Genomic DNA, 20,657 nt, shown 5'->3' with positions numbered 1-20,657 from the left:
TGTTATCCCAGAAAACCAGCAAATTGCGCTATACTATCCCCATGCAAAAGCAAAAGGGTCTGAAAAGTGGTGTGGGATTAATTGAAGCCTTGGTGGGCACGGCGATTCTGGCCATGATCTTCACTTTTGTCATTGGGGTGTTCGTTACCAGCACAGATCGGTTGAGCCGTTCCAAAATGCGCGTGCTGGCCACTGCCTTAGCGAATGAGCAGCTAGAGACGATTCGGAATCTGAGTTTCAATGCCGTGGGTACGCAGAGCGGGGTGCCATCTGGAAATATTCCCCAAACCCAGACCATCACTCGGTCCAACATTGCCTTCACCGTCACCACCCGCGTGGACTGGGTGGATGATCCCTTTGATGGGGTGATCCCGGCTGACACCACGCCCACAGACTACAAAAAAGCTGAGGTGCAAATCACCTGGCCCAACGCCACGGCGAGCGTGAAGCTCACCTCTTCCATTGCGCCCCAGGGCGTGGAAGCCCCGGCGAATACCGGCTCCTTACTCGTGAGCGTCTTTGATGCGTCGGGTTTACCTGTGGCAGATGCAGATGTCCGCTTGGCAAATAGCACCTTGGTTCCAGCCATTGATCTCACTCGCCAAACTGATGGCAGCGGCAACTACCAATTCATTGGCTACCCACCAGACGCTGACGACTACGTGGTGACGGTGAGCAAAGCTGGGTATACCACGGACGCGACCATTGCCATTTCCGGCGCCAACCCAAATCCCATCAAGCCCAATGTTTCCATTTTGGCCAACGCCATTTCTACCAGTAGCTTTGCCATTGACCAAGTAGCTAGTCTGGCAATTACCACGAAGGATGATCTCTGCCAGCCCTTGGGAAATATTAGCTTCAACCTCCGTGGCCAAAAGCTCATTGGCAATCCACCACCCACACCAATTTTGGAGTTTGACCAAAATTTCACGACTGATGGCGCAGGCGCACGGAACATTGCGAACCTGGAGTGGGACAACTACCAGCTCACGCTTGGCGGTACCAGCCGAAATCTCATTGGGCTCATTCCGCCAGCGAGTCTGAATGTCCTTCCCGGCACCAACGCTGCTTTGGATTTGATTATGTCCAGCACCTATAATCCGCAAACGCTGCTGGCGAACCTGAAAGATGCCAATACCGGTTTGGCCATTAGCGGTGCCACCATTCGCGTGCAGGGCGGCGTGTACGATGAAACCAAGACCACGGGCCAAGGCGCGTGGGCGCAGACCACCTGGATTGGCGGTGCTGGCCAAGCGGACTTTACCGATGCCACGATGTTCGAATCTGCCGATGCTAATATTGACCCCACGACAACCGGTGGGCAAGTGACGCTGACGCAATCCAGTTCATCCCAAAACCTCAGCGAAACCTTTAGCACCACCAGCAACCGGGACGGCGCCAGTACCACGGCGGTGTGGGACACAGGCGCGGGCGAATTGCGTCTGCCGCAGACCGCGGGAGTCTACGATGCATCAGCCCAGGCGCAGAGCTCTACCCTGAGCATTCCGGCGGGGAAAGTTGTCCGCGCAACGCTCACGGCCTCAGACAATGCGAATGGGGAAACCATCCAGTATGCCCTGACGGCGAATGGCATTAACTTTGAGGATGTGACCCCAGGCGTGGAGCATACCTTTGTCACCACGGGCAATGACTTCCGGTTCCGGGTATCTCTGGCAACGGGCAATGGGAGCATAACGCCAACCGTGGATAGCCTGAGTATACAGGTAGTTGTGGATGCGTACGCTGGCTCGGGCACACTCACCTCCTCCAGCTTTGATACAGGGACACCCAGCACCTTCGTCACCCTTAGTTGGAACCCCGAAAGCCAGCCGGTGGGCACTGGTGCAGACAGTGTGCGTTTCCAACTGGCCACGAATGATGATAACGCCACCTGGAACTACGCTGGGCCAGATGGTACTGCCGGGACGTACTACACCATTAGTGGCACCCCCGTGGCCGCCGCGCAGCAGACCAAGCGCTACATACGGTATCGGCTCTTCTTGCAAACCGCAGACCCCCAGTTTTCTCCAGGGGTTTCCGATGTGGCCGTTGGGTACACTTCTGGCTGCACGCCGCCTGGCCAATCGTTCTTCGATGCGCTAAGCGTTGGGACGTACACGGTAACAATTTCTAAAACCGGTTACAACCCGTTTACCCAGGATGTGGATGTGGATGGCAACGAGCAAGAGACGTTCTCCCTCAGCCCAAGCTAACCTATGCGCCGTACCTCACCAAAAGGCTTCACCCTCATGGAACTGCTCATCACTGCTGGCATCACTGCTATGGTAGGGACGCTGTTGGGCGTCCTGACGGTCAGCGGCTTGCGCTCCTGGAACCAAAATCGTGCACAGGTGGAAGCGCAGGAAACCGCTCGGGAAGCGCTGGCGCGGATGACCAAGCTGATCCGAGAAGCGCAGACGTCGAGTAACGGCAGTTACCCCATCAACGCCGCAGCAGCGCAATCTTTGGTTTTCTACACGAACGTGGACAGTGATACTGACCGTGAGCAAGTACGCTTCTTCTTGCAGGGCACGGAATTGCGTGAAGGGATCATTCAGCCCACCGGCACGCCGGCAACCTACCCAGCAGGGAGCGAAGCTGTGCGGGTGATGGCGAGCAACGTGCGCAATGCTGCGCAAGCTGTTTTCACCTACTACGATGCAAGCTTTACTGGCTCTGAGGCGGCGCTGACGCAGCCGGTCACCACGCAGAACGTTCGGTTGGTGCACGTGAATCTCCAAATTGATACCGACCCAAACTTGCCACCGACCACGTTGACATTAGAAACCAACATTGCGTTCCGTAACTTGAAGGATAATTTATAAATACGAATTACGAACATGCGTACGAATTACGAAAAAAGATACGAATATACGAAAAAGAGAATGCATAAGCATATAGCTTACGGCTTACGGCGTATGGCTTCCCCTCACGGTTCCATGCTCGTCAGCATCCTTGTTATCACCGGGCTGCTGGTTACTCTGGGCATGCTTGCTTTGCAGTTCATCATTACCCAGAACAACGCAACCAATCAGCGGGTGGATCGGGAGCGCGCGCTCCAGATTGCGGAAGCTGGAGTGGAATACTACCGCTGGCACCTGGCGCACGTACCCGATGATTTTGAAGACGGCACTGGTGCGGCTGGTCCGTACGTCCATAACTACGAAGATGTGAGCGGGAATGTGATTGGCACTTTCAGCCTCAGCATTACGCCACCGCCATCAGGTTCCACCGTGGTGACCATTCAATCTGTGGGTCAACTCACAAACAAGCCTGGGAGCAAGCGCACGGTGACTATCCGCCAGGGCATTCCCTCCTTTACGCAGTGGGCCGTGGTGGCAAATGCGGATATGCGCTTTGGTGTGGGTACGGAAGTCTTTGGTCCTATCCATAGCAATGGTGGTATTCGGTTTGACGGTCTGGCGCACAATCTGGTGACGTCGTACCGTTCCACCTATGACGACCCGGATCATAGCGGGAATGATGAATATGCCGTGCACACGCATGATACGGACACTGGCGCTGGCTCAACCATCAATGACACGTTCCGCGCTCTGGAAGCTCCGCCAAACCCAGTACCCGCTCGGCCAGATGTCTTTGAGGCTGGGCGGCAATTTCCTGTGCCACGCGTGGACTTCAATGCCATCACCGTCGATCTGCAGAACATGAAAACTCTTGCGTTGGCCAACGGGATTCACCTCCTGCCTTCCGGCGGGCAAGGCTACCATGTGACCTTCCGTACGGACGGCAAAGTGGATATGCGCGTGGTCAACACCCAGCTTCGCTGCCAGTACAATTCTGGCGGTAACTGGCGGGACTATGGGTACTGCTCTAACAACTTCAACCGCTCGTGCACGCAAACCAGCAACTGTAACTACTGCTCCGGCAATGGGAATCTCACTTGTACCACGAACCTCAATTGCTCATCGCAAGGCGCTGGTACTTGCATTACCAATGGTTTTTCCTGCACGCAGTCAAGTCACTCCATTGGTTCTCGTGATACAGATCAGTCTACCTTTACGTACAATAGCGGTTCATCATTGGGGGTTGACTTACCAACGAATGGGATTATCTTCATTGAGGACGATGTGTGGGTGGACGGTTCTGTCAACAATTCTCGGGTGACGCTTGTAGCCGCACGTGAGCCTTTGGCATCTGGTAATGCAAATATTTTTGTAACCAATGACCTAACGTACACTGCCCCGTACGATGGCACAGATGCGATTGGCCTCATAGCGCAGAACAACATTCTCGCTGGATTCTTTAGCGAAAATGACCTTCGCATTGACGCGGCGCTCATTGCCCAGAATGGCCGGGTGGGCCGCCCATACTATGGAGCGGGCTTCACCAGTTCCACGAACAATGCGAATTTCCAACTTTCGCCTACGGTTGGCTACTGTCAGAACAGCGTCAACCAGGTATGTACGGTCAACAGTAATTGTCCATCTGGAAGTAATCGAGTGTGCTTATTCAGTCCGCTTCGGGGGTACTGTTCCAACAACGTGAACCGCGCCTGTGCAACCACGGCAAACTGCGTCAACCCAGGCACCTGTATCATCAGCGCGAATCCGGCTGGGACCTCCACTTGCCAGGAGTACCGTGGCCGCACCCAGCTCACTGCCTTTGGCTCCATTGCCACCAACCAGCGGTACGGTTTTGCCTGGACCGGTTTCAATCTCTTCAACTGCGGCAGCAGCTGGAACAATTCCGGGTACTGCACCCGTGACTTAATCTTTGACTCCAACCTCACCTTTGCCCCGCCACCCTCTTTCCCCACCACTGGCCAGTACGATATTTTGAGTTGGGAGGAGGAGTAGGGGAAGGTGTAGAGGTATAAAGGTATAGAGCATTAGAGATCTTGCAGTATTGTATCAATCTGTCATTGCGAGGAACGAGTCCTCGAGTGACGCGGCAATCCCGCTGTAACACGGAACCAGCCTCGGTGCATTTTCTGTCCCCTCCTTTTTAAGGAGGGGAAGGGGTGGTAACCCTAAACAGTATCAGGTAGTTGAATATGCTATTATGGAAACGCTGATTCCCTAAAATTTTTTATGCCCACATACTACCAGTGCACATTTTGTGAAAAATCATACATCACTAATGAAGAACGTCTAGAACATGAAAAAATATGCAAAAAGAACGGAATGCCCGATGCGCAAAGATTTGAAAATATGAAGAAGATCAAAAATCGAACTCATGAAATATAGCTGAAGGATGCATGTCTTTTCATAAAAAATTTTGTGGAATTCTCTGCTAAAGCGTGGTATTGACAGATGTCCCACAATCCGCTAGGCTTCAAGTGTTACGTCCCCTGCGCCTGCCCCTCCGGGGGCAGTGTGCAGGGTTTCTATACCTTCATTTATGCAACGAGTACAAATTTTTATTGACGCTGGAAATTTCTACCATCGCGCGTTAAAGCCGCTTGGACTGAAAGAGCGTGATTTTGACTTTGAAAAATTTTCCATATTTCTTGCAGGTGAGCGCGTGATTACTTCATTAGGGAAGCGCTACTACATTGGCACTGTTCGTGAAGACGTAAAAAATCCAAAAACTATAGAAGCGATGTCCAGGCAAACGCAGCTTTTTACAGTACTTCAAAAGACAGGGTGGCAAATTCAGACAAGCAAACTTCGGATACGTACAGAACGGCTCACTATTGATACGCGTGTAAAGGACTATAAGCGTCTTTTGAAACTAGGTGTAGAAAAAATTGAATTTACGCGAAGTCGAGAGAAAGGTATAGACGTGAAGCTTGCAACTGATCTTATTGTAGGAGCGGTTGATAATAGGTATGACGTTGCAATTGTCGTGAGCTCAGACACAGATCTTGTCCCTGCCATTGACTGGGTTCGAAATCGTGGAAAGAAACTTATTGAGTACATCGGCTTTTCAATTCCAGCAATAGATGCGGCAGAATCAACGAAGCCTGTTCCGACGATGATCGCGAGTACCGATATCCAACGGGTTTTTGTTGAAAATGATCTTCGTCGTTTTACTATCAAACCCCAAGCAACGTTATCTTTATGAATCCCCATAAACTTCTCATCATCGGTTCCGGCCCAGCAGGTCTTTCCGCCGCCATTTACGCATCCCGCGCTGATCTCAAACCCGTGGTCATTTCTGGCAGCAAGCCTGGTGGCCAGCTAATGGACACCACGGAAGTGGAAAATTACCCCGGTGTACCCAGCATCCAAGGTCCAGAGCTTATGCAAGTCATGCGGAAGCAGGCCGAGAGCTTTGGCACAACTTTTGTGGACGGCGATGCAACCAAGGTGGATTTCACAAACCAACCGTTCAAAGTTTGGGTGGGTGACCAAGAGCACCAGGCCGAATCCGTCATTATTGCCACGGGCGCTAGTGCCCGTTGGTTGAACCTGCCCAATGAGCAGCGGCTCCGCGGTCGGGGTGTCTCGGCCTGTGCCACCTGCGATGGATTTTTCTTCAAGGGCAAGGAAGTGGCAATTGTGGGCGGCGGTGACTCAGCCATGGAAGAAGCAAACTTCCTCACCAAGTTTGCCAGCAAGGTGACCATCGTCCACCGCAAAGACACCTTCAATGCCAGTAAGATTATGCAGCAGCGTGTGCTGAACAATGCAAAAATCACCGTACTCTGGAACAAGGGCATCACCGATGTGCTGGGTGAAAATGTCGTTACCGGGCTTAAGCTCAAAGATACAAAAACCGGAGAGGAATCAGACTTTACCTGCCAAGGGTTATTCTTGGCAATTGGTCACGTGCCAGCGACCACCATTTTCCAAGGCCAGGTGCAGACGGATAGCCATGGGTTCATGGTGGTATCGAACTACACCAATACTTCCGTGCCTGGGGTTTTTGCGGCTGGTGATGTGCAAGACCCGCGCTACCGCCAAGCTGGGGTTGCGGCTGGCTGGGGTATCATGGCTATGCTGGACGCAGAGAAGTTTTTGGCAGCGAAGGGGGAGTAGAGAACGTACAGACGCTTGACAGAGCCGGCTTACTGTGCTACTTTTTGTTATTGAAAATCCAAACCAAGCGAGGGAAACATGGATTGTGGATCTTTGAGAAAACCGAATCTTCGTGAGCAGCAAATCATCTTCTTTTCAATTGTCTTCTTCTGGTTGAAGTTCACCCGCCAAAATTGCTTACAGCCGGGGTACAAACCCCCTGTACCGCCAGAGGATTTGTACACTACACCAGTTCAGGAGCGATTCAGATTTCTCATCTTTGATTTGCCTCAAGGGATACATGGCGACCGCGATGGGAACATCGTTGAAGCTGTGCTTCAAGCAGTTGAACAGCATCCGAAGCGGTGGCAGTTTTTCAGCGAGCTGACCGACAGCCAATTACAGGATGTCGCCAGTACACTCAACAGTATCTTTGAGAATCAGGAGCTCTGTGCTCGGAGTGAATCTTGGACCTACTACGATCAAGACACCCCGGAAGAGTTTGCTATTACTGGCGCGGTGGACATTCTCTGGCTGACCAAGCTCATTCCTTGGTATAGCGAGAGTAATACCTTTGCTGAGCGGGAAGCAATTGTGCTCACCGTTTTATCTCAGTGGCTTCCTTCTTGGAAGCTACTCCCGAAGGAAACGTCGTAAGCCCACAAGTTTGCCACAGCCGAGTCATAAGGACTCGGCTTTTTGTCATAGGAAAACCGCCTTCTCTTAAGGAGAAGGCGGATGTGCGGGTTCGGCCATCAGCAGGCTGCGCACGTACTCTGGAGAGACCAGGCAGCGAATGCCTTGGGCAATTTGCATACCCCAGGTACTGCGCGGGTGGATGTCACGGCGGGGGAAGCCAACCACTTCGTACGCGTAGCCCAGGTTGCCAAGAATTTGCTTTGCGAGAATCCGGGTTTTCCACTCTCGCACAGTGTCACAGTATACCGTACATTTTTGTGGCAGGTGGTACAGCAGTAGCATCGCGGCGAAGCTTAGGCTTTGCGCTGCATTCGCACTCGCCTCTTCCAAGGCCCACCGGTACTCTCGTGGGTCGAAAACGGTTTGCTTCAGCACCCAGTTTTCCATGACGGACTTCGCTTCAGATACCTGTGGTCGCAATGGGTTGGTACATCCACCGCAGAGCACAATGGTGGTGATTTCCGGTCGGCGTTGAATATCTTGGAAGACCGCCGTCAGGTATTCCTGTAAACCCTCCATTTCTTCTGGGGTGCGTACTGCAGGATCGTACAATCCGTACCCGCACACAATAGCAACGTGCATATAACCTCCAATGTTTGGTGTTCATTTCAACCTAGTCCACTCCTGATTGGCAGTCAAGAGAATGGCATTGGTCTTGACAGCCACCCCAAAACCCGCTAGGGTTGCTGGAACAGAAAAGTAGAATGCAACCTTTACAACCAAGGAGAAAACGTGAGTCTCAAAGTGAAACCGCAAACCAAGGTCAATCTGGAAAAGCTTGATCCGAATGCTACACCGGATTTCGATGGTGGCAAGAAAAAGAGTCAAAAGGAGCTGGCAAAACTTACAGCCCAAATTGGCGCCCTGCAAGCTTGCCTGTATGCAGAAGACAAGCACAAGATTCTCATCGTATTGCAGGGCATGGACACCAGCGGTAAAGACGGCGTTATCCGCCATGTCTTCAGTGGTGTGAATCCCCAAGGAGTGCAAGTTTCCAATTTCAAAGTACCCACTGCAGTGGAACGCAGCCATGACTTCCTGTGGCGTGTGCACCAGAAAGTGCCGGGCAAAGGCGAGTTGGTCATTTTCAATCGTAGCCACTACGAAGACGTGCTCGTGGTGCCTGTCCATGGTCTGATTACCAAAAAAGAATGTCGCAGACGGTACGCCGCTATTAACAACTTCGAAGCCATACTGGCTGCTAGTGGCGTTACCATTCTGAAATTTTTCCTCCACATTGATCCGGAAGAGCAGAAGCAGCGTCTGTTGGAACGGTTGCAAGATCCAACGGCAGTCTGGAAGTTTAACCCGGACGACCTAAAGGAACGTGAACTGTGGCCGAAGTACACACAAGCGTACGAGGACGCTATTTCGGCAACGAGCACCTCTGCTGCTCCGTGGCATATCATTCCGGCAAATCACAAGTGGTACCGGAACCTGGCTATCGCCCGGATTGTCGTTAAAACGCTGGAGGATTTGAAAATGCGGTACCCAACCCCGACGTTTGATCCGCAAAGCATCATCATCCCGTAGCGCCTCGCCCTTTCTATGCAAACACACCGTCTCTGCTTCCCAGAGCGGTGTTTTATTTTTTCACTCTCAATTGTTTCTCCGCTTCCTGCGGCGTCAAAGACACCTGCCATGCCATGTCGATGAGTGTGTGGTAGCTCTGGGCGATTGCCGCATCTCGGATGACCAGCATGTACTTGCCTGACTGCGAGTACAGCGCCACGGAGTCTTCCCAGACGGAAATATCTACATCAAACTGCATACCCGCGGGCATTATTCGGATAGGCCGGTTTTTCTTTGCGTGTTTTAGTGAAAAAGAAATACTTTCGGGCGTGTAAGGGTGCAGCTCCCTATTTTTTTGAATTGTTCCATCATTAATTTTTGCCTGGTACTTCTCCTCAAGATCTGCAAATTCTGTCAGCGTGTCCACGTAGTGTGAGACATAATCATTGTCTTTTGCATTAAACGTTTCCTCTACCCAGACTCTTTTGATGTCCTTAGGGTCATCATAGTACCGAATCTGCGGTTTACCCTTCTGGTGGTTTGCTTTGGCTTGCAAATAGGGCAGTAAGGCAACGGCCGTCTTTTCCTGTTGCTTTATAGATTGAAGCAAATGGGTGGGGGATTCTGCGGCGTATACAGTCCGTTTGCCGGCAAAAGCTAGACCCACCAGTTTCTTCCTTCTCAGGGATTCTAAATCCAGGTATATAGTGGAGCGTTTGAAGCCAGTCCGCCGAGCCAAAAAAGCCGGGGAAGCATGCTCAATCCCCAGTAATTCCGTATATATTGCCGCCTCCCGTGGGCTGAGGTTGAGCTCGGTCAGTGCTTCTTGAATATCCATAACTTCAGTATAAATCAAATATCAAAATGTGTCAATAATTATGTCATTCATAAATATATATCCAATATATGTTTAATATTAGCTAAATTATTGACTAAGTATATAACGTAATAATTGACATATACGTATATTTGCGCTATCATAGGTGGTTAAACAAAGAACTTTCACAATTGAGAAATGAGGCATATACGTTAACGACATTCTATTATCTTGGAGTGGTTGCATTGATTGCATTCATTATCAATGATTTCCGGCTGCTTTTCAGGAATGACAAACCGCTTACTCAGCGGGTCAGAAGAATCATATGGGTTTCCTCTGGTCCACGCGCCATACTAGTTTTTATTGCTATTGCAGAGGTTGCTATGTTCATTCTTCCAGACCGTGCGCAAATTGTTATTAAAATTACTGAGAATCCATTGGTTTTGTATTGGTCGTGGATTATTGAGGGGTTTTTCATTCTCATTATTTGTGTCTGTGGGTATTTGGAAAACAAAGAGTAATTCGAAATGAGGTAGAAATGTTTGAGACCGATGAGGACAAACGGCAAGAGATCCAGAGGCTTAAGAGAAAGATTGAGAAACAGAAGTTCGTCTTTTGGGTCATCTCAGTATTGTATTGCACGCTGATGATGTTTCCGGTTCCAATGTTTATTCGGATATGGGCAGACAGCAACCCTGAGGTAGCAGTCATTATTGAAAATGTCTTCTTCCTTGTTGCGTTCGTTTTGATCTGGTTTGGGGCCTGGCTGCTTGCTGTAAATAAAGTCGTGAGTGCTGAAATACGTAACGAAGAGAAAATCACGCAGCTCAAAAAAGAGCTTGGGGAAATTGAAGAAGAGTAAAATTAAGCCGATGATAAAAACAAGGAGAAGGTATGAGTTTTAAAAAGTGGCTCATAACGAATTTCGTTTTGACCAGTGGGATTTGGGTGCTTCTATGGTTAGGCACAAGCGTATGGGGCGGCATGACGGTTGACCGGGGCTTCATTCTGGTATTAGGAATATTGGTCGGTTTCGCATTTAGTTTATTTCCGATGGTGTCTGACAAATTGACTTGGGCACACTTGGTAGTGGGTACTTTGATCTGGCAAGCCGGCTTTAGCCTGCCGCTGCTCATCAATCATGCTTCACATGATGAGGTTATCTGCGTCCCAGAAAATGAATTGTTGGATCGGATGGGTGATGGTTTCTTTTTCACTTGGCATGGTGAAAAGGTGGCGGAGTACTATAGGGTATCAGTTGACGGCAGCACGATGTGGGCCTGGGTAATGCCGGACACTGCGCGACTACTTGAGCTCCACCGTATATATCAGAATCAAGATGCACTTGAGGCGGGTGCCAGGAAGAAATTTCACACGCTGCTGGAAACACCCATTCCACGGGTTGATACGACGGCGAGTCTGAGTTGCCAACGTTGCGCACTTGAACCTTTCTTGGACCAGATGCGGCAACGAGCTGAGAGTCTCATCCCTGGAGTTATAATTAGTCTCGACATTCGGAGAGATGCAATACGCGGGCTGTAAGGAGTTCAATGTACTTTCAAAGCTGAGTTTACACAACTCGGCTTTTTTATATGCTTATATGCTTTGACAAACTTTCGGTGGAATGATAAGAAGAAGTATCCAAAATAGTAGAAAAAAGTTTGAAAGGAGGGCGCCAATGCCCATTCACAAAGTGCAAGAATTTCTGGTTGAAGTTGATTCACCGGCACTACTCAAGCAGTACTTAACTGTAGCTATGCCAACGGTACTGGATGCAACGCAAGAATTGGCCGTGAAAATGCTGGACAGGACGAGTTCAGACTTCAGCCTACATTTGCCTCCAGTGTTCAAGGACCAAAGCGCGAGCTACCCCGTGCTCTTCATTGGTGGATGGCATGCGCCAGAACCTGGGAGGCCAAATTCCTACTTCAATGGTTATGGTCCTTGGAAAACGTTCCAGTCTGTGGATGCTGCAATTGATCATGTGCAAAAGGTCATTAAAAAAAGTGCCTGTGCATGGGGCTCCGCATTCCTTGCGCAATGTGGCGATGGTTACAATGCAGGGTTCAATACGATGGATGGCACAGTTCGTATTGGTTTCCAAATTCGCTCGTGCCGATCTTTTCCTGAGTACCTTGCTATCTCCTTAGTCCATATGTACTACGGAAAATAGCAGACCGTTACTACAGCCGAGTTTACACAACTCGGCTTTTTTGCAGATGAAGAAGGCGGCGCATTGCTACGTCGCCCAAGGTACTTCATTTTTTCTTCTCGATGATGAGGCCAGCAGCGCCATGCTTCGCACGTGGCACGTTGGCGCCTTTCAAAGGGCCTTTCATTTTGTTGTCCAATTTCACTCTTTTACGTTTGATAGGTCAACTGGATAACCGAAAGGCTTGCATTGCGCTGCAGAATAAGTACAATAGTCTGGCACGCGTCCATAGCTCAACTGGCAGAGCAGGGGCCTCTTAAGCCCAAGGTTGGGGGTTCGATTCCCTCTGGACGCACCAGCTCGTTTCGCGCTCAGAGCTGCGCGTAGACGTTGCTACGTCTCCGCTCCGCCCGTCGCGCGAAGCCTCGCTTTGCCCCACGAACGCGTGCTCGTCCTGCGGCAGGACTCCGCGCCACATTCGTGGGGACCCCGTAAGAAAAGCGTACAAGATGGATAATCAACCGGTTTGACGAGAAAACCGCTTTTCGGTACTCTAAGGAAGCTATGTTAAACAAGGAAGAAATCACCCAACTAATTGATGGTCTCAGCAATGCTTTTGCTACAAAGCAAGATTTGGCAGATACCGAAAAACGCCTTGATGAAAAGGTGTCTTCGCTTATTAGTTCAGTAGATGCCTACGCCAAAAAGGCTGATACTTTTTTCCAAGAGCTCGTTGTCCAAGTACACCGTGTTGACCGGCATGAAAAATGGATCAAGCAAATCGCTGACAAGCTTGGGGTACCATTGCAGATCTAATTCTTTTTTCACCGAATGCTACAACCTTCGCTCTACTGGCGAAGGATTTTTTATAGCTCCCCCTCCCACTCCTTATAAAACTCCGCCAAGAAGGTTTCCATGAACTTGTGTCGGTCTTTCGCCAACTGTTTCGCGGTCTTCGTATTCATCCGATCTTTGAGGAGTAAGAGTTTTTCGTAGAAGTGGCCGACCGTTGAGGCTGTACTTTTGCTGTATGCTTCTTTGGTTTGGTGCAGTACAGGTTTTTCTTCTGGATTGTACATGGCGTGCCCCACATGCCCGCCGTATGCAAATGTGCGTCCAATGCCAATCGCGCCAAGGGCATCTAAACGGTCAGCATCCTGGACAATTTTGCCTTCCAAAGTACTGATGCCATTTTGCACACCTGCGCCTTTGTAGGAGATGTTCGCCACAATATCACACACGTGATCAATTGTTGCGGCTTGTACCCCTTGCTTTGTAAGTATCTCCCGCGCTACCCGTGGCCCAACCGATTCGTCTCGGTCGTGGAATTTCCAATCTGCAATGTCGTGCAAGAGCGCCGAAAGTTCCACCACAAAAGCATCAGCCCGTTCTTCCTGGTTCAGATGTTTGGCCATGTTCCAAACCCGGAGAATGTGCCACCAGTCATGGCCTGAACCCTCACCCTCAAACTTTTTGCGGACGAGGTTTGCGACGTTGGTGATGATTTGCTTGCTCTTCATAAATCTTAGTGTAGCATGCCAAGAAATGAATTGTTGCGGAAAAGACTTAGCATGATTCAATACTAACATTAACCAACCACAGGGCAACTGACGAGGTGGCTACTGTAGGAAACCCAAAGCTTGGGCAGCTACCCGCGCCTTCTCCAGTTCCATCAGGAATGAGGGAACGTACATTGCCGGCTGGCTTTGAATCCTTTTCACCAGTTCAGTCACAGACACTGCCGCAAACTCTTCTACTTCTTCGTTCACCTGCGGAATTTTGTCACTCACGCCAATGAAGAGATGGGATAGCCGCCGCCGTAGCGAGCCGTCTTCCCCTGGGAATTCGTTCAAAAATGCTTCTACGAAATGCAGCTTGCAAGTGAAGCCCATCTCCTCTTCCATTTCCCGCCGTGCGCTCTCTTCTGGTTTCTCATCGTGGACTATCCCGCCACACGCGGAAATATCCCACACCCCGGGGAAGTGCTTCTTGGTCTTCGCCCGCTTTTGGATCCAAACTTCACCTTTGGGCGTAAAAATAAACATGATAGCGTTCGGGGTCAGGTGGTTATCCCGCTCCGCCTCTTCACGGGTCACTGTGCGGAGCACATTACCTTGTTCATCCATAACGTGGAGGAGTTCTATGTCCGTCATAGGCAAAGTTGTTTTTCTACGTTCACCACCTTCCCTTTCTCATCATAGGATATCGTGGCGAAAACCGTGCCATCCTTTGGGTTCAGGATATGGTGAATAATTTCCCGCACGGACGGGAAAAGAGGTTGCTGTGGAATCTCAGCGGCGGTGAACCACATGAACTCGCCTTCTTCTGTGGGCTGCAGCTCACCAGCGTCCCAATCCGCAGAAAAATGGAAGACCAGCCAGTTGTGCGGCTTATCCTTGTAGGGTTGAATTTCCAGAATCACCGCCTCTAACCGAAGGTTCTTCAGCGTAATCCCGGCCTCTTCTTGCACTTCGCGGAGTGCGGCTTGGTAAGGGTTTTCGTTGGGCTCAATTTTTCCGCCAATGGGATTAATGAGATTTGGCAAAAACCGCTTCTTGGGTGAGCGCTTGAGCAGTAGATACTTATCACCTTTTCGGATGTACACATTTGCGCACATCACATTCTGGTGAATGTGAGGATCAGTGTTGATGGGCATAACTCAAAGAAAAGCGAACTTTTGGTAGTATAGCAAGAATAATGAAAAACCGAGCGCAGAGGACGCTCGGTTAACGTAACATTTTTAGGTTTGTTTTTCTGCGTCAACCTCGGCGATTTTCTGTTTGGCTGCATCGCTCAGTTCAAAAGTTTGGTGGATGACGTCTGTGGGTGTGACGCCTGCGCCATCCATGCAACCTAGCAGCGTGCCATCAGCGCAAAGCGCAGAGTAGCCAACGACGCGTGCAATAATGCAGGTCGAATCTTCTTGCTTTTTCGGAAAGCCAAAGCCTTTGGCAACTTTCACTTCTTGCCCAGATACCAGCTGCGCAATGACGTGTCCTGCCGGGTGCGGGTAAGGATATCCACCGCACATAATTTCCTCCTTGGGTTGTAATGTGAGTGTCTGTGTATGTCCAAATACGAACTTATACCAAATTGGTAACGTTGTCAAGGCTGACTAAAAAAGCTGATTTTTGGAAATCATAACATACCTTTGTTTTTTTGCGTTCAATCTGTGAATACGTAAAATTCCTCAAAGTAAGTAGAGGAAGTTTAGGTATACCTTTCAGAATGAATGCCAGCGTACTACTCTCCAACAACCACTCGTAAGTTCAATGCACCCGCAACCCTATTTAGAGTCCCGATAGTCACGTTATGATTCCCACTTTCAATTCTTGCAATTTGACTTTGGGGCATGCCAGCTCTTTTTGCCAATTGCACCTGAGTAATTTTACGCTTCCTTCGTGTTTGGGAAATCTGCAAAGCAATATCAAGTAGATCCTTCTCTTCTTTAAGAAGTTTCTTATACTCCTTATTTTTTTGCAATTTGTAGAGATAGTTATTCTTATTCATAAAATAGTCTACGCAACAACTACTATATATCATATACGATATATCGTCAAGAGGCTTTATTGTGGTGGTGCGCCCTGATACACGACGTTTGAACCTTCTACCAGAATAATCCTGGCATACTCACGTTCAAAGAGCTTCTGCAAAAAAATAAAGAAGCTGGTGTTTCTGGGGGAAGGAAAATTGGGAAGGAGCGTAGAGGCTCTGTACACTTGTCTGAGCGGTTGTGGCACAGTAAGTTACTGAAGCCACATGCAGATGGGGTTTGTCCTTGTGCCAGCTAACGACAAAGGGGTAGTATTGTAATATGTCCCAACCGCAGCTCACTATAGATTCGTTTCTATCTCGTTCGACGCGCCGTCAGGTGCAATCGTTAGTTGATGAGAATTTGAATCACTTCGTTATGGCGACAAGCGATTCTGTGCTTCGTGGACTGCTGCGAGATGCTCTTTTCCCCGGCAGGAGATTGCGCCCACTTACCTTTATGCTGCTTCTTGAGAAGAACACCGTGTCAAATGACCTGATAGCAGGAGAATTGGCGACCGTGATCGAATTGTGTCATCGTGGATCAATCATTCTCGATGATTTAATTGACGAGGATGTCATCCGACGTGGGCATCAGACCTTTCACCAACAGCACGGTAACAAAGCAACGAACTTGCTCATTCCCCTCTTGTTGGGAGAGTCGATACTTCGGCTGCACAAAGTAGATAAGAGCCACAAATTAGATCTAGCCGCAGAGTTCGGACACGCCATACGCCGCATGTCAACTGGAGAACTTGCCGACGTTGGGTATGTTTCCCCTCGAGGATCATATGTCGAACTCTATGAGTCAGTGGTACTTCAGAAGACATCCGCGTTATTTCGTTTTGTCTTTATAGCCGCAGCTCGTCTACAGCGCTTCGATAGTGATTCAGTAACTCGCTATGCGACATTGGGTAATGAAATTGGCAAGACGTATCAGATGTATAATGATGTATACGATGAATCTGGGGAAAGTTCGGTGCGACGAAAAGCGCCTAGTTCCTATGTGGTAAATCTCAGCCTGCCGATCGCTGTGGCTTTGGATTCAGCGAGCACGTCAGAGCGAAGTCTAGTTTTGGGCGCGATTGGAAAGACGTGTGACTCCAAGACGGGAGGGCAGATTGCTCAATTATTGAGAGAATTGAAAGTTCAGGTAACAGCGCTTCAGAGAGCTGAAAAACAATTCGAGTTGACTTTGAGGCTGCTTGCTGAATTCTCGCCGGGCAGCACACGCGAGCAACTCAGGGCTTTTTGCGAGTGGATTCGGCAGCGAGCTTGCTGGGATCAGAATGAGTTCATTGCTGCAGGCTATCAATGAACTATAGAAGTTTATAGAACATTATGAGCTTCAAAGGCCGACATCGAATAGTCACATGGTTGTACTTCGGTGATTACAGTCATAAGAAATCGTGTGATTGTAGATGTTGTAAAAACTTTATTTTGATCGTGATACAACTTGCCTCGAACCTTACCGGTGTTTAGCCAATTCGAAGTTTGATCTGAATCGGTATTACGCAAGAGCCTTGATGATTCCCAAGATCCGTCCGATTTCTGATTGCGTATAAGGTATCGAAAGGCTTTCTTCACGAATTGGTGATGGCCAAGTTGATACGCCGCAAGCCCTGAGAATGCTGCTTCCAAGGGTGATCTACTGCTCAGCGTATCTGCCAACTGCTCGCTACGATCTGATAAAGACCTACAACAAATTCCAAAATGCGAAAGGAACCAAGAACATGCATATGTCGAATATAGTGGTTTGCGCCACCAAAAACTGGGCCAGGAGCCAAATCTGTCCAGATCATATTCAAGTTTCTCAGCCAGTCCCCTAACTCGTGAAGACCCACCTAATGCGATTGTTGCAATAGCCCCAACTTCGGAATGTGTTAAACCCCAAGAATGGCCTTCCTTTCGATTAAGGAATGTGACAAAATGACCGGGTTCGATCTCAAATTCCTCAAGTCGTCTTATGTTACGATTTGGTACCATCTGATCATTCATTCGGAACGCGAGAATCGCATGGGCAGTAGAATCACAATCATCTGGAACAATCGGATTTTCATTATAGCCCCAACCGCCTGTTGGTTTGCAGCTCGAACGAAGAAATTGAAGTGCTTTGGCCTTAACGCCGGCTAAGTCAGCCCGAGGTACATACGAAGGAGTGTCGCTAAGCGAGATGAGAACACATGCAGTGACCCAAGAAGAAGATTCACCAAATAAGACGTTAAAATCGCGCCATGATCCGTCCGATCGTTGCTTTCCTAATAAGAACCGAAGCGCAGCGCGGATAGATGACCGTGCTTCTACAAATTCCCAATTTTGTATCGGTAACTTCGAGTGATTGAGGCCGTCTAGATTCCCGGTCAACAAAGGGAGAGTTTTTTTATGTGCTTGAATTCCCATTTTTCTATTTAGTGTTAGGTCTTTAGACAAACATACAATATTAGGTACACCTTCAGAACTCGTCCAGAATAGGTGGTGCCCCGGGAGGGAATTGCCCCGCGTAGCGGGGTCCGGCTACGCCGGAAACCCAACAACCGGCTTACCTGCCCCGCTTGCCTTGGTGCCCCTGGCACGAATCGAACGTGCATCTCGGGCTTAGAAGTCCCTTGCTCTGATCCGTTGAGCTACAGGGGCGAACAAGGCAAGCGGGGAAGTCCGTGGTTTCTCTATTGTCCCGCAGAAGCGCCTGCCCGCCGCACGGCTTCGGGAGGCGGGGGATCCGGCTCCGCCGGAAACTACAAGGGCGTCAGGCGAGTCGGGCGGGGAAGTCCACGGTTCTATCCGCTCCGACGGCCTTTGGCGTCGGAGCCCCGACTTTGCGCTGCGCAAACGTCGGGGTTGAACTACCGGGGCAAGTTGCTCATACTACGTTGGATTGCTCTGCACGTCAACCACTACTCAAATCTTATCACTACAATTTCTGGTCGATTACCCGTGCGCATGGGCGGGCCCCAGGTGCCAACACCGGTTGAAGTGTAAATGTTGTACTCGCCATCGGTGTGCAAGCCAATGTCCTTCCCCTGGTACACCCATTTGGTAATAATCCCAAAGGGCCAGAGCTGGCCTTTGTGCGTATGGCCAGAGAGTTGCAGGTTCACGCCATTTTCCTGGAAGAGGTCACGCAGTATTGGGACGTGGTACAGGGCAATGAGTGGGGCGGTGGTATCCCGCTTGGCCAGGACACTCTGGATTGCCGTACGATCCGGCGTGTCGGCGTAATCCAGCCCGGCAATTTGCATTCCATCCGCATCCACAATTTCGTTTCGCAACACGCGCAAGTTGGTTTTTGCAATGGCAGCCAAGGATTTTTCCAAGCCCAGGTACTGTTCGTGGTTCCCGGTATTGAAGAACGTACCAAGCGGTGGGGTAAGGGTATTGAAGGCAAGGGGGAGGTTTGCTATATCTGCGCCGCCGCCATCAAATAGATCACCAGTCACAAAAACAATGTCGGGGTTTTCTTTTTTCGTCAGGGCGAGCACGTCATCCAAAAAGCTCTTACGGTGAATGGGTCCCAGGTGAATGTCGGAGAGTTGCACAGCCACCCGGCCTTTCCATGTTTCGGGCAGGTTGGGCAAACGAACGGTTATGCGCGTGACCACTGGGTGAAAGGCATTCCAGACGCCGTACACACTCACGCCCAAAGCGATGACCAGGAGTATGGCGGAGATTGTACTAATGGGCAGGTTCACCTGCGCCAATTTTGCCAAACCAATGAGCGCCCAGGTGAGTGCAACAGCTAACGCGGCGTACCACACAAAACCCAGCCAGGCCGAGGCACCGGCGTACAGTGCGTCCGTGTACTGCGTCTCCACAGCGTGTACCAATAGGATGGTCACCAAGAAGCTGATGCTCAGTATGCCCAACGCAATACCCAGCCAGAGTTTGAGACTGTGCGAGGTGATGTGAAAAAACTTCACCCACGAGACGAAGAGCAGCCCATGTCCGGCAATGATAATGACAGTGGCAGCAACGATGAACACGATCATGAGGTATTTCATAAGGGAGTTATTTGGACGAGTCTTTCTTCCGGCGCCGGCCGTGGTAGGCCTGGTACACTTCGCGGAGCTGCTGGTTGGTGACGTGGGTGTAAATTTGCGTGGTCGTAATGCTGGCGTGTCCCAGCATGGATTGCACACTCCGAATGTCCGCCCCATTCATGAGCAGGTCGGTGGCGTAGGAGTGCCGGAGCGTGTGCGGGGTAATTCGTTTGGTAATGCCGGCCACGGTGGCGTAGTGCTGCACCAACCGTTGAATGGATCGGGAGGTCAAGGGTTTGTGTTCTGCGCCGGAGCGTTTGATGGCGCGGTCATGCCGTAGGAAAATCCACGGCTCGTCATCATTCCGGGCTTTCAAATATGCGCCTACCCAGTGCCGGGCATTGTGGGAGAGGAAGACAATGCGGAGCTTCCCGCCTTTGCCGCGAACCGTAAACTCGTCTTTCTCCAAATTGATCCCATCCTTCTTTAGATTCGCCAGTTCTGAAACGCGCAAGCCAGTGGAGAAGAGGAGTTCCAGAATCGCCTTGTCCCGGGCCTTCAGCAAATCCGGCTGTTCCAATTTCAACGGTGCTTCCAAGAATCGCTCCAAGTCCGTCCCTTCCAAAAAGCTCACCTGCCGCTCGGTCTGCTTGGCAAGCTCCACTTTCTCTGCAGCCAGACTGGGGACATCCCGTTTGGCCAGGTACTTCAAAAATGCGCGCAGCGCAATCAAGTGATAATTCCGAGTACTGGCTTTCAATACTTCTTTTTGGTGGTTCAGCTGGCGGTTGAGGAAAAGCCGGAACTGCCGCACTTTTTCGATAGTGACATCGGTGGGTTTTTCCAGCTTGGCTGAATCTACAAATCGTTTGAGGTAGAAGCCGTAGTTCCGCACGGTAAGCGGTGAGACATTCTTCTCCACTTCCAAATACTCCAGGAAGTCAGTAAGGAGTTTTTTTATGGGGACGGCCATGTCTGATATTGTACGACACAAAGGGAATTCTGTCATTATAAAAAAGCAGCACCTTTGGGGGTGCTGCTGGAGG

At 50.1% G+C, this 20,657-nt stretch carries 23 protein-coding genes and 2 tRNA genes; 14 read left to right on the top strand and 11 right to left on the bottom strand.

The features are described from left to right. Positions 1-41 precede the first annotated feature (41 nt). The 6 genes from WCV85_06215 (at position 42) to WCV85_06190 (ending at position 7,580) form a co-directional block, all read left to right on the top strand. Positions 42-2,213, top strand: a complete 2,172-nt coding sequence (locus tag WCV85_06215; protein MFA6474440.1) for a carboxypeptidase regulatory-like domain-containing protein — start codon at positions 42-44, stop codon at positions 2,211-2,213. A 3-nt stretch (positions 2,214-2,216) separates the two neighbouring features. Next, positions 2,217-2,825, top strand: a complete 609-nt coding sequence (locus tag WCV85_06210) for a type II secretion system protein (GenBank protein ID MFA6474439.1) — start codon at positions 2,217-2,219, stop codon at positions 2,823-2,825. A gap of 93 nt (positions 2,826-2,918) precedes the next feature. Continuing rightward, the gene (locus WCV85_06205) at positions 2,919-4,817 is read left to right on the top strand and encodes a hypothetical protein (GenBank protein ID MFA6474438.1); all 1,899 of its coding nucleotides are present in this window, start codon (positions 2,919-2,921) and stop codon (positions 4,815-4,817) included. A 544-nt stretch (positions 4,818-5,361) separates the two neighbouring features. After that, positions 5,362-6,027 (top strand): NYN domain-containing protein, encoded by a 666-nt coding sequence (locus WCV85_06200; GenBank protein ID MFA6474437.1) that lies wholly within the window; start codon positions 5,362-5,364, stop codon positions 6,025-6,027. Beyond that, positions 6,024-6,944: a thioredoxin-disulfide reductase gene (trxB, locus tag WCV85_06195; protein ID MFA6474436.1), complete on the top strand. Its 921-nt coding sequence runs from the start codon at positions 6,024-6,026 to the stop codon at positions 6,942-6,944. Before WCV85_06200 ends, trxB begins: the two co-directional genes overlap by 4 nt. 93 nt (positions 6,945-7,037) lie before the next feature. Continuing rightward, a complete protein-coding gene (locus WCV85_06190; GenBank protein MFA6474435.1) occupies positions 7,038-7,580 on the top strand; it encodes a hypothetical protein in 543 nt (180 codons plus the stop codon). Between the two features lie 66 nt (positions 7,581-7,646). Here the strand turns inward: WCV85_06190 and WCV85_06185 are convergent, their stop codons facing one another. Continuing rightward, complete coding sequence (locus WCV85_06185) at positions 7,647-8,204, bottom strand: hypothetical protein (protein ID MFA6474434.1); 558 nt, start codon at positions 8,202-8,204, stop codon at positions 7,647-7,649. A gap of 150 nt (positions 8,205-8,354) precedes the next feature. Between WCV85_06185 and WCV85_06180 the strand changes: the two genes are divergently transcribed. Next, on the top strand, positions 8,355-9,155 hold the full coding sequence (locus tag WCV85_06180; protein ID MFA6474433.1) for a polyphosphate kinase 2 family protein: 801 nt from the start codon (positions 8,355-8,357) through the stop codon (positions 9,153-9,155). Positions 9,156-9,207: 52 nt separating this feature from the next. On the opposite strand, the gene WCV85_06175 is transcribed toward WCV85_06180, so the two are convergent. Beyond that, the gene (locus WCV85_06175; protein MFA6474432.1) at positions 9,208-9,972 is read right to left on the bottom strand and encodes a helix-turn-helix domain-containing protein; all 765 of its coding nucleotides are present in this window, start codon (positions 9,970-9,972) and stop codon (positions 9,208-9,210) included. A gap of 362 nt (positions 9,973-10,334) precedes the next feature. On the opposite strand from WCV85_06175, the gene WCV85_06170 reads away from it, so the two are divergent. From WCV85_06170 to WCV85_06145, 6 genes are all read left to right on the top strand, one after another. Continuing rightward, positions 10,335-10,472 carry a hypothetical protein gene (locus WCV85_06170; GenBank protein ID MFA6474431.1) on the top strand — a complete coding sequence of 46 codons (138 nt, stop codon included), beginning with the start codon at positions 10,335-10,337 and terminating at the stop codon, positions 10,470-10,472. A gap of 17 nt (positions 10,473-10,489) precedes the next feature. After that, positions 10,490-10,813, top strand: a complete 324-nt coding sequence (locus WCV85_06165; GenBank protein MFA6474430.1) for a hypothetical protein — start codon at positions 10,490-10,492, stop codon at positions 10,811-10,813. Between the two features lie 32 nt (positions 10,814-10,845). Then, positions 10,846-11,493: a hypothetical protein gene (locus tag WCV85_06160; GenBank protein ID MFA6474429.1), complete on the top strand. Its 648-nt coding sequence runs from the start codon at positions 10,846-10,848 to the stop codon at positions 11,491-11,493. Between the two features lie 136 nt (positions 11,494-11,629). Next, positions 11,630-12,124: a hypothetical protein gene (locus WCV85_06155; protein ID MFA6474428.1), complete on the top strand. Its 495-nt coding sequence runs from the start codon at positions 11,630-11,632 to the stop codon at positions 12,122-12,124. A gap of 261 nt (positions 12,125-12,385) precedes the next feature. Beyond that, a tRNA-Lys gene (locus WCV85_06150) sits at positions 12,386-12,461 on the top strand. A gap of 206 nt (positions 12,462-12,667) precedes the next feature. Then, the gene (locus WCV85_06145; GenBank protein ID MFA6474427.1) at positions 12,668-12,919 is read left to right on the top strand and encodes a hypothetical protein; all 252 of its coding nucleotides are present in this window, start codon (positions 12,668-12,670) and stop codon (positions 12,917-12,919) included. 50 nt (positions 12,920-12,969) lie between these two features. On the opposite strand, the gene WCV85_06140 is transcribed toward WCV85_06145, so the two are convergent. The 5 genes from WCV85_06140 to WCV85_06120 all read right to left on the bottom strand — a co-directional run bounded on the left by WCV85_06140 (position 12,970) and on the right by WCV85_06120 (position 15,613). Continuing rightward, positions 12,970-13,623, bottom strand: a complete 654-nt coding sequence (locus tag WCV85_06140; GenBank protein ID MFA6474426.1) for an HD domain-containing protein — start codon at positions 13,621-13,623, stop codon at positions 12,970-12,972. Between the two features lie 99 nt (positions 13,624-13,722). After that, a complete protein-coding gene (locus WCV85_06135; GenBank protein ID MFA6474425.1) occupies positions 13,723-14,256 on the bottom strand; it encodes an NUDIX domain-containing protein in 534 nt (177 codons plus the stop codon). Further along, a complete protein-coding gene (locus WCV85_06130; protein ID MFA6474424.1) occupies positions 14,253-14,759 on the bottom strand; it encodes an NUDIX domain-containing protein in 507 nt (168 codons plus the stop codon). Before WCV85_06130 ends, WCV85_06135 begins: the two co-directional genes overlap by 4 nt. Positions 14,760-14,843: 84 nt before the next feature. After that, complete coding sequence (locus tag WCV85_06125) at positions 14,844-15,212, bottom strand: hypothetical protein (GenBank protein MFA6474423.1); 369 nt, start codon at positions 15,210-15,212, stop codon at positions 14,844-14,846. 134 nt (positions 15,213-15,346) lie between these two features. Beyond that, complete coding sequence (locus tag WCV85_06120; protein ID MFA6474422.1) at positions 15,347-15,613, bottom strand: helix-turn-helix transcriptional regulator; 267 nt, start codon at positions 15,611-15,613, stop codon at positions 15,347-15,349. Positions 15,614-15,917: 304 nt separating this feature from the next. Here WCV85_06120 and WCV85_06115 point away from each other — a divergent pair, with 304 nt between their 5' ends. Then, on the top strand, positions 15,918-16,952 hold the full coding sequence (locus WCV85_06115; protein MFA6474421.1) for a polyprenyl synthetase family protein: 1,035 nt from the start codon (positions 15,918-15,920) through the stop codon (positions 16,950-16,952). 11 nt (positions 16,953-16,963) lie between these two features. Here the strand turns inward: WCV85_06115 and WCV85_06110 are convergent, their stop codons facing one another. From WCV85_06110 to xerA, 4 genes are all read right to left on the bottom strand, one after another. Next, positions 16,964-18,064 (bottom strand): prenyltransferase/squalene oxidase repeat-containing protein, encoded by a 1,101-nt coding sequence (locus WCV85_06110; protein MFA6474420.1) that lies wholly within the window; start codon positions 18,062-18,064, stop codon positions 16,964-16,966. A 128-nt stretch (positions 18,065-18,192) separates the two neighbouring features. Further along, a tRNA-Arg gene (locus tag WCV85_06105) sits at positions 18,193-18,268 on the bottom strand. 260 nt (positions 18,269-18,528) lie between these two features. After that, a complete protein-coding gene (locus WCV85_06100; GenBank protein MFA6474419.1) occupies positions 18,529-19,632 on the bottom strand; it encodes a metallophosphoesterase in 1,104 nt (367 codons plus the stop codon). Between the two features lie 7 nt (positions 19,633-19,639). Continuing rightward, complete coding sequence (gene xerA, locus WCV85_06095) at positions 19,640-20,584, bottom strand: site-specific tyrosine recombinase/integron integrase (protein MFA6474418.1); 945 nt, start codon at positions 20,582-20,584, stop codon at positions 19,640-19,642. Between the last annotated feature and the right edge of the window lie 73 nt (positions 20,585-20,657).

It is taken from the genome of Patescibacteria group bacterium (genome assembly GCA_041665345.1).
GTDB lineage: Bacteria > Patescibacteriota > Patescibacteriia > PEXW01 > PEXW01 > JBAYJA01.
Note: the sequence above shows the minus strand (reverse complement) of the source record. Positions and strands in the feature narration are given on the sequence as shown.

Coding starts and splice junctions, on each gene's coding strand:
- WCV85_06215 (MFA6474440.1), top strand. CDS start 42: ATGCAAAAGCAAAAGGGTCTGAAAAGTGGTGTGGGATTAATTGAAGCC.
- WCV85_06210 (MFA6474439.1), top strand. CDS start 2,217: ATGCGCCGTACCTCACCAAAAGGCTTCACCCTCATGGAACTGCTCATC.
- WCV85_06205 (MFA6474438.1), top strand. CDS start 2,919: ATGGCTTCCCCTCACGGTTCCATGCTCGTCAGCATCCTTGTTATCACC.
- WCV85_06200 (MFA6474437.1), top strand. CDS start 5,362: ATGCAACGAGTACAAATTTTTATTGACGCTGGAAATTTCTACCATCGC.
- trxB (MFA6474436.1), top strand. CDS start 6,024: ATGAATCCCCATAAACTTCTCATCATCGGTTCCGGCCCAGCAGGTCTT.
- WCV85_06185 (MFA6474434.1), bottom strand. CDS start 8,204: ATGCACGTTGCTATTGTGTGCGGGTACGGATTGTACGATCCTGCAGTA.
- WCV85_06175 (MFA6474432.1), bottom strand. CDS start 9,972: ATGGATATTCAAGAAGCACTGACCGAGCTCAACCTCAGCCCACGGGAG.
- WCV85_06170 (MFA6474431.1), top strand. CDS start 10,335: ATGTTCATTCTTCCAGACCGTGCGCAAATTGTTATTAAAATTACTGAG.
- WCV85_06165 (MFA6474430.1), top strand. CDS start 10,490: ATGTTTGAGACCGATGAGGACAAACGGCAAGAGATCCAGAGGCTTAAG.
- WCV85_06160 (MFA6474429.1), top strand. CDS start 10,846: ATGAGTTTTAAAAAGTGGCTCATAACGAATTTCGTTTTGACCAGTGGG.
- WCV85_06155 (MFA6474428.1), top strand. CDS start 11,630: ATGCCCATTCACAAAGTGCAAGAATTTCTGGTTGAAGTTGATTCACCG.
- WCV85_06145 (MFA6474427.1), top strand. CDS start 12,668: ATGTTAAACAAGGAAGAAATCACCCAACTAATTGATGGTCTCAGCAAT.
- WCV85_06140 (MFA6474426.1), bottom strand. CDS start 13,623: ATGAAGAGCAAGCAAATCATCACCAACGTCGCAAACCTCGTCCGCAAA.
- WCV85_06135 (MFA6474425.1), bottom strand. CDS start 14,256: ATGACGGACATAGAACTCCTCCACGTTATGGATGAACAAGGTAATGTG.
- WCV85_06130 (MFA6474424.1), bottom strand. CDS start 14,759: ATGCCCATCAACACTGATCCTCACATTCACCAGAATGTGATGTGCGCA.
- WCV85_06120 (MFA6474422.1), bottom strand. CDS start 15,613: ATGAATAAGAATAACTATCTCTACAAATTGCAAAAAAATAAGGAGTAT.
- WCV85_06115 (MFA6474421.1), top strand. CDS start 15,918: ATGTCCCAACCGCAGCTCACTATAGATTCGTTTCTATCTCGTTCGACG.
- WCV85_06100 (MFA6474419.1), bottom strand. CDS start 19,632: ATGAAATACCTCATGATCGTGTTCATCGTTGCTGCCACTGTCATTATC.
- xerA (MFA6474418.1), bottom strand. CDS start 20,584: ATGGCCGTCCCCATAAAAAAACTCCTTACTGACTTCCTGGAGTATTTG.